This window comes from Caenimonas sp. SL110 (genome assembly GCF_001044395.1).
Lineage (GTDB): Bacteria > Pseudomonadota > Gammaproteobacteria > Burkholderiales > Burkholderiaceae_C > Ramlibacter.
Map to the genome: position 1 here is coordinate 122,542 of NZ_JANU01000006.1, position 14,873 is coordinate 137,414.

The 14,873-nt window shown below is 63.9% G+C and carries 13 protein-coding genes; 10 read left to right on the forward strand and 3 right to left on the reverse strand.

The annotated features are described in order from the left end of the window. Positions 1–2: 2 nt before the first annotated feature. Both AQ12_RS04275 and AQ12_RS04280 read right to left on the reverse strand, forming a co-directional pair. Positions 3–341 (reverse strand): P-II family nitrogen regulator, encoded by a 339-nt coding sequence (locus AQ12_RS04275; RefSeq protein WP_048438617.1) that lies wholly within the window; start codon positions 339–341, stop codon positions 3–5. Positions 342–381: 40 nt separating this feature from the next. Beyond that, positions 382–2,055 carry an NAD+ synthase gene (locus AQ12_RS04280; RefSeq protein ID WP_048438618.1) on the reverse strand — a complete coding sequence of 558 codons (1,674 nt, stop codon included), beginning with the start codon at positions 2,053–2,055 and terminating at the stop codon, positions 382–384. On the opposite strand from AQ12_RS04280, the gene AQ12_RS04285 reads away from it, so the two are divergent. The 10 genes from AQ12_RS04285 (at position 2,054) to AQ12_RS04330 (ending at position 14,331) form a co-directional block, all read left to right on the forward strand. Continuing rightward, positions 2,054–3,259: a GNAT family N-acetyltransferase gene (locus AQ12_RS04285; protein ID WP_048438619.1), complete on the forward strand. Its 1,206-nt coding sequence runs from the start codon at positions 2,054–2,056 to the stop codon at positions 3,257–3,259. The genes AQ12_RS04280 and AQ12_RS04285 overlap by 2 nt on opposite strands. 163 nt (positions 3,260–3,422) lie before the next feature. Then, positions 3,423–4,943: a wax ester/triacylglycerol synthase family O-acyltransferase gene (locus tag AQ12_RS04290; RefSeq protein ID WP_053076552.1), complete on the forward strand. Its 1,521-nt coding sequence runs from the start codon at positions 3,423–3,425 to the stop codon at positions 4,941–4,943. A 9-nt stretch (positions 4,944–4,952) separates the two neighbouring features. Continuing rightward, positions 4,953–5,747 (forward strand): alpha/beta hydrolase, encoded by a 795-nt coding sequence (locus tag AQ12_RS22645; RefSeq protein WP_048438620.1) that lies wholly within the window; start codon positions 4,953–4,955, stop codon positions 5,745–5,747. Between the two features lie 28 nt (positions 5,748–5,775). Beyond that, on the forward strand, positions 5,776–6,546 hold the full coding sequence (locus tag AQ12_RS04300; RefSeq protein WP_048438621.1) for a 1-deoxy-D-xylulose-5-phosphate synthase N-terminal domain-containing protein: 771 nt from the start codon (positions 5,776–5,778) through the stop codon (positions 6,544–6,546). Next, the gene (locus tag AQ12_RS04305; RefSeq protein ID WP_048438622.1) at positions 6,543–7,451 is read left to right on the forward strand and encodes a transketolase; all 909 of its coding nucleotides are present in this window, start codon (positions 6,543–6,545) and stop codon (positions 7,449–7,451) included. Before AQ12_RS04300 ends, AQ12_RS04305 begins: the two co-directional genes overlap by 4 nt. Before the next feature lies 1 nt (position 7,452). Then, positions 7,453–9,417 (forward strand): NAD-dependent epimerase/dehydratase family protein, encoded by a 1,965-nt coding sequence (locus tag AQ12_RS04310; protein ID WP_048438623.1) that lies wholly within the window; start codon positions 7,453–7,455, stop codon positions 9,415–9,417. Between the two features lie 34 nt (positions 9,418–9,451). Beyond that, positions 9,452–11,311: a hypothetical protein gene (locus AQ12_RS04315; RefSeq protein WP_048438624.1), complete on the forward strand. Its 1,860-nt coding sequence runs from the start codon at positions 9,452–9,454 to the stop codon at positions 11,309–11,311. Then, positions 11,308–12,216 (forward strand): class I SAM-dependent methyltransferase, encoded by a 909-nt coding sequence (locus AQ12_RS04320; RefSeq protein ID WP_048438625.1) that lies wholly within the window; start codon positions 11,308–11,310, stop codon positions 12,214–12,216. Before AQ12_RS04315 ends, AQ12_RS04320 begins: the two co-directional genes overlap by 4 nt. Next, positions 12,209–12,622, forward strand: coding sequence for a GtrA family protein (locus AQ12_RS04325; protein WP_048438626.1), 414 nt, complete (start codon positions 12,209–12,211; stop codon positions 12,620–12,622). The genes AQ12_RS04320 and AQ12_RS04325 overlap by 8 nt, the downstream gene beginning before the upstream one ends. Continuing rightward, positions 12,619–14,331, forward strand: a complete 1,713-nt coding sequence (locus tag AQ12_RS04330) for a hypothetical protein (protein WP_048438627.1) — start codon at positions 12,619–12,621, stop codon at positions 14,329–14,331. The genes AQ12_RS04325 and AQ12_RS04330 overlap by 4 nt, the downstream gene beginning before the upstream one ends. Here the strand turns inward: AQ12_RS04330 and AQ12_RS04335 are convergent. Further along, positions 14,328–14,819 (reverse strand): hypothetical protein, encoded by a 492-nt coding sequence (locus tag AQ12_RS04335; RefSeq protein WP_152682666.1) that lies wholly within the window; start codon positions 14,817–14,819, stop codon positions 14,328–14,330. The two genes, AQ12_RS04330 and AQ12_RS04335, sit on opposite strands and share 4 nt — an antisense overlap. Between the last annotated feature and the right edge of the window lie 54 nt (positions 14,820–14,873).

Sequence of the window (14,873 nt, forward strand, 5' to 3'; positions counted from 1 at the left end):
GTTCAGACCGCCGACTCGTCGGTCTCGCCGGTACGGATGCGAACGACCCGCTCGACGCTGGTGACAAAAATCTTGCCGTCGCCAATCTTGCCGGTGCGTGCAGACTTGACGATGGCGTCGACACAGCGATCTGCGTCGTCATCCTTCACGACCACCTCCACCTTCACCTTGGGCAGGAAGTCGACCACGTATTCGGCACCGCGATAAAGCTCGGTGTGGCCCTTTTGCCGGCCGAAGCCCTTGACCTCGGTGACGGTGAGGCCGGTAACGCCGCAATCGGCCAGTGCCTCGCGGACTTCTTCGAGCTTGAACGGCTTGACGATGGCGGTGATCTGTTTCATGGGTCTCCTCGGGGACTTGCGTGGTGTTCTACGGATTCGCTCAGGCGCGAAACTTTCCGGTAATAGGATAGCGCCAATCCTTGCCGAAGCTGCGATGGCTGACCCGAATGCCCACAGGCGATTGCCGGCGTTTGTACTCGTTGATGCGAATCAGCCTCGCAACGCGCTCCACCACGGCCCTGTCGAAGCCGGCCGCGATGATCTCCTCGACGCCCTGGTCGTTTTCCATGTAGCGCTCCAGGATGGCGTCCAGGATGTCGTAAGGCGGCAGGCTGTCCTGGTCGGTCTGGTCGGGCCGCAGTTCGGCGCTGGGCGGGCGGGTGATGATGCGCTCGGGAATCGGGTCTATGCCCGTACCGTACGGATCGTGAATGTTGCGCCAGCGTGCGAGCTTGAACACCTGCGTCTTGAGCAGGTCCTTGATCACCGCGAACCCACCAGCCATGTCGCCGTACAGCGTGCAGTAGCCGGTTGCCATCTCGCTCTTGTTGCCGGTGGTGAGCACGATGCTGCCGAACTTGTTGGACAGCGCCATGAGAAACACACCGCGAATGCGCGCCTGGATGTTCTCTTCGGTCGTGTCTTCGGGCAGGCCCTTGAACTCGCCGGCCAGCGAGGCCTTGAACGCCTCGAACTCAGGCGTGATCGAAATCTCGTCGTAGCGCACACCCATGCGCGCCGCCATGTCGCGCGCGTCTATCCATGAAATATCAGCCGTGTAGGGCGAAGGCATCATCACGGCGCGCACCCTGCCCTTGCCGAGTGCATCGACAGCGATCGCCAGCACCAGCGCCGAGTCGATGCCGCCCGAAAGCCCCAGCAACACCCCCGGAAACCCGTTCTTGCCGATGTAGTCGCGCACGCCCAGCACCAGCGCATCCCAGAGGTCTGCCTCGGCAGATCGCTCGGCGACCAGCTTGCCGGTGAGCGCAAGGCTTGCCGGTTGGCCGTCCTGGCGCGTGGCCTCGATAAAGAACAGGTCCTCCTGGAATGAGGGTGCCCGCGCCACCAGTTCGCCGGCAGCGTCGACGGCAAACGAGCCGCCATCGAACACGACTTCATCCTGGCCGCCGACCAGGTGTGCATAAACGACCGGTGCCTCCAGGAAGCGCGCGCGCTCGGCCATCCGGGCGACACGCTCGACACCCTTGCCCACGTGGAACGGCGATGCGTTGAGCACCGCGATCATCTCGGCCCCTGAATTGCGCGCGAGCAGCCCGGGCTCGTCGAACCAGGCGTCTTCGCAGATGAGCAGGCCGACGTTGATGCCTTCGACCTGGAACACGCAGGCACCCTGCCCCGGCGTGAAATAGCGGCGCTCATCAAAGACCTGGTAGTTGGGCAGCTCGCGCTTGGCGTAGGTTTCGAGCACGCGTCCTTCGCTCAGCACGCTGGCCGCGTTGTAGCGGCGCTGCACGGCGACGGACTTGCTGCGCACATCGCCACCGGTCGGATGACCGACGACCACATGCAGCCCCTTTAACCCGGCCAGCTCGCGGGCAACCGTTTTCACGGCATCATCACAGGACGCGATGAATGCGGGGCGCAGGAACAGATCCTCGGCCGCATAACCGCAGATAGACAGCTCGGGCGTGAGCAGCAAGCGCGCGCCCTGCGCGTAGGCCTCGTGTGCGGCTGCAATGATTTTTTGCGCATTACCGACCGTGTCACCCACGAGGAAGTTGAGTTGGGCAATGCAGATTTTGAGAGCCATGGCAGCAGTGAAAGAAGACTCGAACGATTATGTCATCCGGGTGCACGGCTCGCCGCTGGAGCTTGATGCCGGGCAGTGGAACGCCCTGCTCGCACAGCAGGCCGAGCCCAGCCCCTTCATGCGCCACGAGTACCTTGCCGCGCTGCACGAAAGCGGTAGCGCCACTGCCAAATCAGGCTGGAAGCCGCGCTTTTTTACGTTGTCACGCGGCGATGAACTGCAAGCGGCCTGCCCGCTCTACCTGAAGAGCCACTCGTACGGCGAATACGTCTTCGACTGGGCATGGGCCAGTGCCTACGAGCAGCACGGCCTGGCCTACTACCCCAAGGCCGTCATCGCGGTTCCGTTCACGCCCGTGCCCGGCACACGCGTGCTCGCAGTGGATGAGGACGCGCGCGGCCTGCTCATCCAGGCAGCGGTGGCATGGTGCGAACAAGAGGAGGTCTCGTCCCTGCACCTGCTCTTTGGTGCGCAAGCGGACATTGAGGCCTGCGCTGCACAAGAGCTGATGCTGCGCCACACCGTTCAGTTCCACTGGACAAACAGCGGCTGGGCAGACTTTGACGCGTTCCTGGCCAGCCTCGCGCAGGAAAAGCGCAAGAAGATCCGGCAGGAGCGGCGCAAGGTCGCCGAGGCCGGCGTTGCGTTTCGCTGGTCACGCGGCAAGGACATCAGCCCTGACGACTGGGATTTTTTCTACAGCTGCTACGAGCGCACCTACTACGAACACGGCAACGCGCCCTACCTGAGCCGCGAGTTCTTCACCATGATGGCTCGCGACATGCCGGAAAACTGGCTTTTATTCATCGGCGAACGGGCCGATGAAAGCGGCATCCGCCGCCCGATTGCGTGCAGCCTGATTGCGGTTGACGACAGCGGCGCCGCCAAGGTGGCGTACGGCCGCTATTGGGGCGCGATCGAACGTGTCGATTGCCTGCACTTCGACGCTTGCTATTACCAGCCGCTGCAGTGGTGCATAGCGCACGGTTTCGATCGTTTCGAAGGCGGCGCCCAAGGCGAACACAAGATGGCGCGCGCGCTGATGCCAGTCAAGACGACCAGCGCGCACTGGCTCGCGCAGCCCGCGTTCGCCGATGCGGTCGAGCGGTTTCTGGAACGCGAAGGTGCGGGCATAGAGAACTACCTGGGCAGCCTGGAGCAACGCACACCGTTTCGCAACCGCGCGGACCAAGGTGGCCTTTGAACAGCCAAGTCATGGATGCCGGATCGAGTCCGGCATGACAGCCAAAGCACTGTCATTGCGGACTTGATCCGCAATCCATGCGGCGCCTGATCTCCCGCAGGTCGGGTATCACCCTGTACCCGCCTGCATCCTGCCCGGTTAATGTCGCGCGCAGGAGACCCCGATGAAATCACTGAGCGGCCTGGACGCGACGTTCCTGTATCTGGAAACGCCTGAAACCCCGATGCACGTGGGCTCGCTCAATCTCTATGAGTTGCCCAAAGACTTCAAGGGCAGCTTCCACCAGGTGGTGACGCAGCACATCGCAAGCCGCATGCACCTCGCGCCCATCTTCAGCAGGCGGCTGGCCTTCATGCCCCTGAACCTGGGGCACCCGACCTGGGTCGATGCCGATTCAGTGGACCTCACGTTCCACATCCGCAAAGTGCCGGGAAAGAATCTCACGGTCAGGCAAGCCGAGGCCATGGCGGCCAAACTGCACGGCCTGCTCATCGATCGCGAGCACCCCCTGTGGGAGTTCTACATCTTCGACAGCATCAAGCCCGATGCAGGCATGAAGATCGAAGGCAAGCTGGTCGGCTTCTATTCCAAGATTCACCATGCGGCGCTCGACGGAAAAGGCGGCACGGTGCTGGCCAACGCCATCCTCGACGTCAGCCCCACACCCAGGCAGGTACCGCCCCCGGACCCATCACGCAAAAAGCACACGGCCGGCGACCTGAAGATCGGCGAGATGATTGGCGCGGTGTTTTCCAACTCACTGGCGCAGTACGCCAAGCTCGCGCGCTCGCTGCCCGGCGCAGCCAGTTCGGTGGGTGCAGCCGTGATGCGCCAATCGGTCAAGGGTGATGCAGGCAGCAGCAGCCTGCGGCCCAAGTCGCCGCTCGGGCTCGCGCCGCGCACGCCGTTCAACGTCGGCATCACGCGCCACCGCGTGTTCGCCACGGCCAGCCTGCCCTTTGCGCAATCAAAGGCCATGGCCAAAGCCGTTGGCGGATCGTTCAACGACATCGTGCTGTGGATCTGCTCCACAGCCTTGCGCAAGTACCTCGCCAAGCACGCGACCATTCCGAAGAAACCGCTGATCGCCGCCATGCCCGTGAGCCTGCGCGAGGAGAGCAACAAGGAGATGAACAACCAGGCGTCGATGACCGTCGTCGACCTGGGCACGCACCTGGCCAACCCGATGAAGCGCATGAACGCCATCATGGCTTCCACCGGCAAGGTGAAAGAGGCTCTGGTCAACCTGAAATCGGTATTGCCGACCGACTACCCCGGCCTGCTCGCGCCCTGGGTTGTGGGCGGCGCCGCCAAGGCCCTGTTCAAGGGCTATGGCAAGGGCGACATCGCCGACCGGCTGCCTTCGATTGCAAACCTCGCGATCAGCAATGTGCCCGGCCCGCAAGTGCCGCTGTACCTCGCAGGCGCGCGCATGGTCACCTTCCATCCGCTGTCCATCGTGATTCACGGATTGGCGCTGAACATCACGATCCAGACGTACGCAGGCAGCGTTGACTTCGGGATCATCGCGGACAAAAAAGCCGTGCCGCATGTGCAGGACCTGGCCGATGCGGTGCAGCAAGCATTCGATGAGGCACTGGCCCTGTTCGCTGCAACACCCTCACCCTGCGCGCCCGCCGCAAAAAAGAAGGCCGCGCCCCGAAAGACTGCAACAAGGAAGTAACCGCATCACATGGCAACCCGGACACATCCCAACGAAAACCTCAGGGCGCCCAGCCTCGCATTGCTGGCGATGGAGTTTCGCGCGCCGCTTGAATTCGGCGCCGTGCTCCCCGCCTGGCCCGCACTGTCACGCGCCCCGCGTGGCGACGGACATGCCGTGCTGGTGTTCCCGGGCCTGTCGGCCAGCGACGCCACCACCATCCCGCTTCGCACTTATCTCGGCTCGCTCGGCTACAAGACCGAGGGCTGGGCGCAGGGCTTTAACTTCGGCCCGCGCGCAGGCGTGCTGGAGCAAGCCAAACGCAGCCTGACCGAGGCCTTCAACATCTCCGGGCGCAAGGTGAGCCTGATCGGCTGGAGCCTGGGCGGCGTCTACGCCCGCGAACTCGCCAAGGAGCTGCCGGACATGGTGCGCGGCGTCATCACGCTGGGCACGCCCTTTGCCGGGCCGCCGAAGTCAACGAATGCATGGCGCATCTACGAACTCACCAGCGGACGCAGCATCGATCGCGAACATGAGCACTACGATCTCGCGCAGGCGCCACCAGTGCCCACGACCAGCGTCTATTCGCGCAGCGATGGCATCGTGGCGTGGCAGGGCAGCTTCCAGAAACCGTCCGAGCTGCATGGCAACATCGAAAACATCGAGGTTGTCGCCAGTCATATGGGCCTGGGCGTGAACCCCAGCGCGTGGTGGGCATTGGCCGATCGACTGGCCCAGGCTGAGGGTAAATGGCGGCCTTTCGACCGCACCGGCCTGTACGGACTGAAGAGCTTCATCTACCCCGATCCACACCGCAGCTGAACAGGACGCCCAATTAGAATGGCGCCCTATGCTTTCCCCCGACAACTTCAAGCGCGCTCGCCAGCGCCTGGTGCGCATGCATTTCGAAAGTGGTGTCGGGCATCTGGGCGGAAACCTCTCGTCGCTGGACGCGATGCTGGTCGCCTTCCACGAGTACCTGAAGCCAGGCGATCCGTTCATTCTCTCCAAGGGTCATAGCGCCGGCGCGCTTTATGTCGCGTTGTGGAGCGCAGGCCGCCTGACCGAGCAGGACCTCACCACCTTTCACAAGGACGGCACGCTGCTGGCCGGCCACCCGCCTTCACGCGGCATAGCTGACATTCACTTCGCCACCGGCAGCCTCGGCCACGGGCTGTCACTGGCTGCGGGCACCGCGCTCGCATTCAAGCTCAAGGGCAGCACGCAACGTGTCGTGTGCCTGACCTCCGATGGCGAATGGCAGGAAGGCTCGACCTTCGAGGCGCTCGTCTTTGCATGCCATCACCGCCTGGACAACCTGGCCGTGCTGGTCGATCACAACGACCTCCAGGGCTTTGGCAGCACCGCTGAGATCGCATCGATGTCACCGCTGTGGGAGCGCTTGAAGGGCTTCGACGCCGACATCCAGGTGATCGAAGGGCACGATCCACAAGCGATCCTGTCCGCATTGAACCAACAGGGATCTCGCCTGAACATCATCATCATGAAGACCGTGAAGGGCCACGGCGTCTCGTTCATGGAGCGCCGCATGGACTCGCACTACCTGCCCCTGTCCAAAGCCCAGTTCGAGCAGGCCACGCTGGACATCGCCTCGCTGTGAGAAAACAACTTTGCGATTCGCTGGTTGCGCGAGCGGCCAAACCCGGCCTTGTCTTCCTCACCGGCGACCTGGGCTTCATGGCGCTGGAACCCCTGCAGCTGGCAATGGGTGCGCGCTTCATCAACACAGGCGTGGCCGAGCAAAACATGGTGTCCGTTGCCGCCGCAATGGCGCGGCAGGGGCTGGAAGCGTGGGTGTACAGCATCGCGCCGTTTTGCTACGCGCGGCCCTTCGAACAGATTCGCAACGACATCGCCTTTCACGACCTGCCGGTCAAGCTGATCGGCAACGGCGGCGGCTACGGCTACGGCGTGATGGGACCGACCCATCATGCGATCGAAGACTATGGCGTGCTGCTCACGCTGCCGGGTTTTCGGGCGTTTGTGCCGGTGTTCGATGACGACATTTCTGCTGTCATCGACCGCATGGGCGACTGCGCGAATCCGGCGTACTTGCGGCTGGGCCGTGGCGAGCAGCCCGCGGACTTCGCCGTGCCAGCGTATGCGCCGTGGCGTCAGTTGAGCTCGGGCGGTGGCCCGGTCGTGATCGCTGTCGGGCCACTCGCCAGCACCTATATCGCTTCTTTCCTGAAGCTGCCCGAAGGGGCGCGGCCCAAGCTGTGGGCTCTTGCCGAGCTGCCGCTTCAATCCAACCCCATGCCCGCCGAACTGCTCGCGCAGATCGAAGCCGCCCGCGTGATTCATGTGGCCGAAGAGCACGTGCAGCGAGGCAGCTTTGGGGCCGAACTGGCGCTGCACTTGCTGACCGAAACACGCATGCAAGTGCGAATGGTCCACCACTACGCGCGCGCGCACCGGTTCGAGCGCTATGGCTCGCAGAATTACCTGCGCAAGTGCTCGGCGCTCGATGCGGCCAGCATGCTCGCAGCGATAGAAGGTTCCTGACATGCAAGCGCTAGAAGCGAACCTGCGCGCACTGCGCGGACCCATCCTGGTGACCGGTGCGTCCGGCTTCATCGGTGCCAACCTGGTCAAGATGATCGCGGCAGTGCGGTCCGATGTGTATGCAGTGGTGCTGCACGAAAAGAACTGGCGGCTGGCCGAACTAACCGACGAGCAGGTCATTGCCTGCGACCTCAACGATGTGTCGGCCGCCAAAAACCTCGTGGAAAGCGTCGCACCGCAGACTGTCTTCGACTGCGTGGCCTACGGTGCGTATTCGTTCGAGGAAGACCCCGGCCTCATTCACCTGACCAACTACCAGTCGATCGTCAACCTGGTGAACCTGCTGGCGCAGCGCCCATTCGCCGCGTTCATCCACGCGGGCAGCTCCTCTGAATATGGCGAGAACTGCACCGCGCCCGCCGAAGACAGCGTGTGCGAGCCCAACAGCCACTACGCCGCGTCCAAGGTGGCAGCAGCAGGGTTCCTGCGCTACATGGGCAAGAAGCGCGGCTTTCCGTGCGCCAACCTGCGCCTGTATTCGGTGTACGGCCCGCTCGAAGACACATCGCGCCTGATACCCAACCTGCTGCGCCAGGCGCTAAGGGGCAAGCTTCCGCCGTTTGTCGACGGCCGCATCTCGCGCGACTTCGTTCATGTCGACGACGTCTGCGCCGCGTTCATCACGGCTGCGGTGAAGATGCACCCGCAGATCTATGGCGAAGACTTCAACATCGGCTCGGGCATCAAGACCACCATCGCCGATCTGGCCGAGACCGCACGCGAGCTTTTCTCCATCGAAGACAAGCCGCAGTTCGGCTCGATGGAAGGCCGCGCCTGGGATCTCGCGGACTGGTATGCAGACCCCGGCAAAGCCAAGAACGCGTTGGGCTGGCAGGCCACCACGCCGCTTGCCCAGGGCCTGAAGTCCATGTCGGCCTGGGTGGCACAACTGAGCGACGCCGACTTCTCGTCGAGCAGCAAGAAAGAGCCCGCGTCGCGCCGCCGCAGCGTGTCCGCCATCATCGCCTGCTACAAGGATGCGCAGGCCATTCCGGTCATGCACCAACGCCTGACCGATGTGTTTCGCAAGCTTGGCATCGACTACGAAATCATCTTCGTCAACGACGGCAGCCCCGATGACAGCGCGCAGGTGATTCGCGAACTGAGCGCCACCGATCCGCGCGTGATCGGCATTTCGCATTCGCGCAATTTCGGCTCGCAGATGGCGTTCAGGAGCGGCATGGAGCTCTCGACCAAGCAGGCCGTGGTCCTGCTCGATGGCGACCTGCAAGACCCGCCCGAACTGATCGAGCAGTTCCACGAGCAATGGCGCGCGGGCTACGACGTGGTGTACGGACGCCGCGTCAAGCGCGAGATGTCCTGGCGCTGGGGCGTCATGTACAAGGCCTTCTACCGCGTATTCGCAGCCTTCAGCTACGTCAATATTCCGCTGGATGCGGGCGACTTCTCGCTGATGGACCGGCGCGTGGTCGGCTGGTTGCTCAACTGCCCCGAGCGCGACCTGTTCGTTCGCGGCCTGCGCGCCTATGTGGGTTTCCGCCAGACCGGCGTGGACTACGTTCGCCCCGAGCGCATGTTCGGCACCTCGACCAACAGCCTCTTGCGCAACATCGACTGGGCCAAGAAGGGCATCTTCTCGTTCAGCAACACGCCGCTCACCTTGCTCACTGCAACCGGCGTGGTCCTGCTGGGCCTGTCGCTGCTGGCGGCCTTTGTCGTGGCCATGCTCAGAATCCTGATTCCCGACATCGCACCGCGCGGCATCACGACGATGCTGATCACGACGCTGCTGTTCGGCTCGCTCAATCTGTTTGCGATCGGGCTGGTGGGCGAATACGTCGCCAAGATCATGATCGAAGTCAAAGGCAGGCCGCGCCTGATCCGTGCTTCGATGATCCGCAATGGCAAGGCGACCGAACTGCTGCCCGACGGAAAAGCCCGCTGAATGCGTCGAACAAGGGCGACGATGAAAGTGCTTCATGGGTGAAAAGCTTCCGGTGTTGCTGGCTTACGCCGTCATCGGCCTCGTGCTGGCCCTTTGGCCATTGACCCTTCGATGGCAGCGTGCGGCAAGCACGGACATACAGCCGCAACCGCATGGCACGTCGCGTGATGGCGTGGTCGCAGGCTTCGGCGTTGTCGTCGGTTTGCTGGTGTCGACGGTGCTTGCGTGGTGGCGTCACGACGGCGGCTGGGCCATGACGATCACCGGGGGCGAGATCGCAGCCTTTCTCGCGATCGCAGCCCTTCCACTGTTCGTGCTCACGCGGCCGTCTGATGCCCAGGCCCAGGCGATGCCGGCCTGGTTCAAGACGCTGCTGATCGGTATCTTCAGCGCACTGGCTGTGGTGCTCAGTTTCGGCACGGCCACCCAGATCACCACCGATGTCGCATGGCATCACTGGGGCGCCTACATCGGCCCTGCCGAAGTCCTGCTCACCGGCATACGCGCGTTTCGCGACTTTCCGCTGCAATACGGGCTCGGCCCCACGGCACTGATCGCCGCCGCCTGTGGCGAGACCTGCTGGACCGGCGCTTACTACCTCATCGGGCTCACCTCTGTCTTGTATGGCGGCCTCATCGCCAGGCTCGCACTGCGCGTGTCGGCAGCACGAAGCCCCGCCCAGTGGGCCTGCGTGCTGTCGTTGTGCCTGGTCTGCTGCTTTCTATGGACTGCGTACCCACCGGCCCTGACGGTGGTTTCTGCGACCCCCTCGGTCTCCGGCATGCGCTTCCTGCCGGCGCTCATGCTGGCGGCGTTCGTCATTCGCTCAGACCGGGAAGACCGTGAGTTCCCCTATGCGGTCGGCCACATGGCCTGGGGGCTGGCTGCGCTGTGGTCGATCGAGTCGGCGTTCTATGCGACCTGCATCTGGTGGCCCGCCTTCATCCTGATGCAGCAGGCGCGCGCCGCCGACCATGCGACGCCCGCCCCGGTGCTTGCAACACTGCTTCGCAGCGTCGGCACGCTGGTGCTGGTGTCGGCCATCTGGTTGATGCTGTTTTTCGGGGGCTACTGGCTGGTGTACCGCACGACACCGACCCTGCTCGGGTTCTTCGCTTACGTGCTGATGCCACCGGGGGTCTTGCCGATCAACTGGCGCGGCACCATCGTCTTTTTCGCCGCGACGATCGCGGTCGGTGCGTGGGTGAACTGGCGTGCGTTCAAAAGCGATGGCAACGTGCCCGCATCGCGCCACGGGCTCGTGCTGCTGCTGCTCGCCTGGACGACGTTCTCGTACTTCCTGGGCCGCAGCCACGACAACAACATCCTGAACCTCTTACCCATGCTGCTGCTGGTGCTGCTGTATGTGTGGGCGCGGGCGGGTGGCTTTGCGCGCGGACTGTCGGTCGGCCTGATGGTCTGCCTTCTCGGTTGGTCCAGCGTCTTTGGCTGGGCCGCCTGGCGCGCCGCTGCTGCATCGAGCCCCGACACCTGGTTCAACCCACGCTGGATTGGTTCGGTGCTACCGGACGACCCCGCAATCGGCGGTCACCTGCCGCGCGAGGCGCGTGAGGCGATGGCCCTGGCCAAAGCCCGGCGCGCCGACCCGGTCATGCTGCTCGGGCCCTACATCAACCTGCCGACGTCTCGCGCCCGCGAAGTCTGGACGACCCTTCATGCCCCGGCCAACTACTACACCTTTCCGGTCGAAATCCGCATGCAGTTCCTGAAGATGGGCGCGGATGCGCTGCGCCGAAGCGGCTGGCTGATCGTGCAGAAATCGCAGCCCGAAGCGTTCGGCGCGATCGAAGGTTTCGACGCTGTGTTCACACGCTCGCAGACCTTTGAGCACTCGGGATTCGTGGCCATTCACTACGTGCCGCGCCAGCCATGACCCAGCCGCTTCGACCCTGCCCTGTCTGCCATGCCGACGCCTCCCATGCGCGGCTGTTTCTGGAAAGCAGCATCGACGAGGCCAGGCTTTCCGCATCGAGCTTTGCGTCGCGCAAGGTCCCCGAGTACATGAGCCACCGGCTGGTGCAGTGCCAGGTGTGCGACCTGGTTTACGTGGACGCGCCACCTGCCGCCGGTGAGCTGGCTCGCGCCTATCACGAGGCGGACTACGACAGTTCCGAAGAAGCAGATGACGCGGCAGCCGCCTACATACGGGCCGCGCAACCAGCGCTGGCAAAACTTGCCGGACGCAAGTCCGTGCTGGAGATCGGCACCGGCACCGCAACCTTCCTCGAACGCCTGAAGGCCGAGGGATTCGAAACGATGGTCGGTATCGAGCCCTCGACGGCTGCGATCCACGCGGCGCCCGCGCACCGACGCGCCTGGATACGCGAAGGCATCTTTGACGAACGCGATTTCGAGCCCGAATCGTTCGACCTGATCTGCTGCTTCATGACGCTGGAACATGTGCCCGACCCCGGCGTTGTCGCGGCGGCTGCGCTGCGCCTCTTGCGTCCGGGCGGCGCATTCATCGCGGTCACGCACGACTATCGCAGCCTGGTCAATCGCGCGCTTGGCAAGCGTTCACCCATCATCGACGTCGAGCACATGCAGCTGTTTTCGCAGCGCAGCGTGAGGCGTTTGTTCGATGAAGCGGGCTACAAGGACGTCACCGTGAAAGCCTTCGTGAATCGCTACCGTGTGGGCTACTGGCTGCGGCTGGTGCCGATTCCGGGTCCGCTGAAAGCTGCGATTGCGCGCGGGCTGGCCGCAACACGGCTGGACCGCATCCGCCTGGGCGCCAACGTCGGCAATCTGTTCACCGCCGGCTTCAAAAATGGCTGAACACTCCCGCACCCGGTTTGGCGCGATCGGCAAGCTGCTGCACGAAAGCACCTTTGTGCGCTTCCTGGTCGCAGGCGGGGTCAACACGCTCTTTGGCTATGCGGTGTACAGCGCAGCGATCCTGGCTGACTCCCCTGCGTGGCTGGCGCTTTTCATCGGCATGCTGGCAGGCACGGTCTTCAATTTCTTCACCACGGGTGGCTACGCGTTCCGGCAACTGGCGATCAGCCGCTACCCCCGGTTCGTGCTGTGCTACCTGTTTGTTTACGGCGTAAACCTCGTGCTGTTCGCAGGCCTGTCCAGGTACATCGGCGACAAGCTCGTCGTGCAGGGATTGCTGCTGGTCCCGCTCGCCCTGCTCTCTTACTTCCTCATGTCGCGGCTGGTGTTCGCGCCCCGGCCATGAGCACCACCGCCGGCAGTTCTTCCAGGCCACGCCTTGAACTGGCAACGGCGGTGCTGGCATCTGTGTGTGTCGCGCTCGCCGTTGCGACCTTCCTGCGCCTATGGAGCATGCTCGGCATCGGGCTGGAACTGACCGACGAGGCCTACTACCTGCTGGGCGCGCAGCATCCCGAAAGCATCCGCCTGTTTTTCACGGCAGCGCATTGGGTGACCGGGCCGCTCTGGAACGCCACGGGCAGTCTCTACTCATTTCGTGCATCCGGTCTGCTGCTGGTTGCGTTGTCAGGCGTGATGCTCGCTTGGGGCGCGTTGCGGCTGGCACCTCACGCAAACATCGAAGTACCCGCCCGGCGTCTGGGGCAATGGGCAGTCATGGCGGCAGGTGCCAGCGGCGCCCTGCTCTTTGGTTCGCTCCTGAGCTTCACGCCCTCCTACAACCTGATGGCCACAGTCTTCGTCGGTATCGGCATGGGTATCGGGATGCTGTCGATTGCCAGCGAGGGTCGCAAGCAAGGCTTTCTCGAAGCCGCCGCCGGCATCGTGTTCGGCCTCACGGTGCTGTGCAAGTTCTCTGCCGGCATCGGGATGATCGGGTTGCTGGTGGTGCTGCAGGTCGTGTTTTTATGGCGTCGTCCTGCACGTTTGTGGGGGCCGCTCATCGTCATCGTTTTTGCGGTGCTGACCGTGCTCTTGATCGCCGCGCTCAACACCGGTTTACAAGAAGGCTGGCGGCAGTTTCGCGCGGGGCTGGACGTGATCTGGGTCGCCCAGGGCGACAAGGGCATCGTCCCCCGCCTGGTGCGCAGCGCAGGAGACATGGGCGGCTTGTTCGCCGCAGCGGCACTCACCTTCTGGGCACCGATGATCTGCTTTGCTGTCGCGATGTTCTGGCGTCCGCTTCTGGCCGGCAGCCTGGGCGCCGCATGGTTTGCGGTAGCGCTCTGGCTTGGAGGCCATGGCAGCGCAGGCATGGCGCGCTACATGGTCCAGCCGCTTCCCTGGGCCGCATTCCTGTGCGTTGCCGTCCTGTGTGTCGCCACTCGATGGGTACGCAACCCGCGTGCAGTCCTGCTCGCATTGACACTGGCTGTGATGCCGGTCGCCGCAGCGCTGGGCACGTCGAATCCGCTGCAGGTACAGATACTGGGCACGATGGCGCCGTGGGGTGTGTTGCTCGCCCTGGCTGGCTTCAACTGGAGCCGCGATGCCTTGCCGGCGGCCGTCGCCAGCGTGCTGTTCGCAGCGCTCGTGCTGGCGCAGGTGATCGGCAATGGCGCAGCGCCCTATCGCATGCTGCCGCACGCGCAGCAGACACAAGACGTCGCCATCGACGGATTGGGAACAGTGAAGGTCGATGCGCAGACTGCAACGATGGTCCGCGATCTGCAGGCTGCCACCCGCCAGTGCGCCATTGCACCGGGAGCGCCCTTCCTGGATTTCTACAACCTGCCTGGGGTCGGCGTGATCGTGGGCGGCGTGCCGATTGAAACGCCGTGGCTGCTGCACACCACCTATGCGCAAGCGGCTCTCAAGGGGGCCGATCCTGCGGTGCTGCGTCGGGCCGTCGTTGCAGTCGGCCTGAATGCCGCTGGCCAGAGGCCCGCCCCTCCAGCACAGCTTGCGAACTTCCCGCAGGGTTGGCGACTGTGCGGCAAGACCACCAGCCCGCTTGAAAAGTTGCCTGTCGAGCTGTGGGCGCCCGGCCCCTAGGAGTCGCGAGACAGGCCGAGAAGCCGGCCCGACTCACCCACCTGCGCCGATTCAAAAAGCGAAGCGGTTTGCCGATGCGGCAACTCCAGCAGACGCACTGCCAGCTCGGCCAGCGGCCCGCGCTGGATCAGGCGTCTGACTTGCGTGCGCGCCTGATCCAGCAACACAGACAGCGCGGCATCGCTCGCCGGGTCGGCTTCATCTGCCAGCGACGACCACAGGGCCAGCAGGCCGTCCGTCGTATCGACAGACAGGTTGACCTGTGCCGGCGCAAGGTCGCCAATCCATTGTTCGAACAGCGCTTGTAATTTGGCACGCCGACCCTCGGGCGCAGGGTCCTTTTGAATCGCATCCAGCGCCTGTAGAAACCGGAGGTTCTCCAGGCAAAACCGTGCCTTCATCAGCGTTTCGAGCTGGTGCGTCGCCCGTTCGTTTCCAAGCACGTCATGCAGGTCGTCATAAGCGACGCCCACCACCCGAAAAAACACCAGTTCGTTCTGCCCGCCGAGACTGCCCCTACGGCTCGAGCCCGTGCTGTCGCC

Excerpts from the sequence above, each read along its gene's own strand:
- AQ12_RS04300 (WP_048438621.1), top strand. The coding sequence starts at position 5,776 with ATGCTTTCCCCCGACAACTTCAAGCGCGCTCGCCAGCGCCTGGTGCGC.
- AQ12_RS04285 (WP_048438619.1), top strand. The coding sequence starts at position 2,054 with ATGGCAGCAGTGAAAGAAGACTCGAACGATTATGTCATCCGGGTGCAC.
- AQ12_RS04280 (WP_048438618.1), bottom strand. The coding sequence starts at position 2,055 with ATGGCTCTCAAAATCTGCATTGCCCAACTCAACTTCCTCGTGGGTGAC.
- AQ12_RS22645 (WP_048438620.1), top strand. The coding sequence starts at position 4,953 with ATGGCAACCCGGACACATCCCAACGAAAACCTCAGGGCGCCCAGCCTC.
- AQ12_RS04325 (WP_048438626.1), top strand. The coding sequence starts at position 12,209 with ATGGCTGAACACTCCCGCACCCGGTTTGGCGCGATCGGCAAGCTGCTG.
- AQ12_RS04315 (WP_048438624.1), top strand. The coding sequence starts at position 9,452 with ATGGGTGAAAAGCTTCCGGTGTTGCTGGCTTACGCCGTCATCGGCCTC.
- AQ12_RS04330 (WP_048438627.1), top strand. The coding sequence starts at position 12,619 with ATGAGCACCACCGCCGGCAGTTCTTCCAGGCCACGCCTTGAACTGGCA.
- AQ12_RS04320 (WP_048438625.1), top strand. The coding sequence starts at position 11,308 with ATGACCCAGCCGCTTCGACCCTGCCCTGTCTGCCATGCCGACGCCTCC.
- AQ12_RS04290 (WP_053076552.1), top strand. The coding sequence starts at position 3,423 with ATGAAATCACTGAGCGGCCTGGACGCGACGTTCCTGTATCTGGAAACG.
- AQ12_RS04310 (WP_048438623.1), top strand. The coding sequence starts at position 7,453 with ATGCAAGCGCTAGAAGCGAACCTGCGCGCACTGCGCGGACCCATCCTG.
- AQ12_RS04275 (WP_048438617.1), bottom strand. The coding sequence starts at position 341 with ATGAAACAGATCACCGCCATCGTCAAGCCGTTCAAGCTCGAAGAAGTC.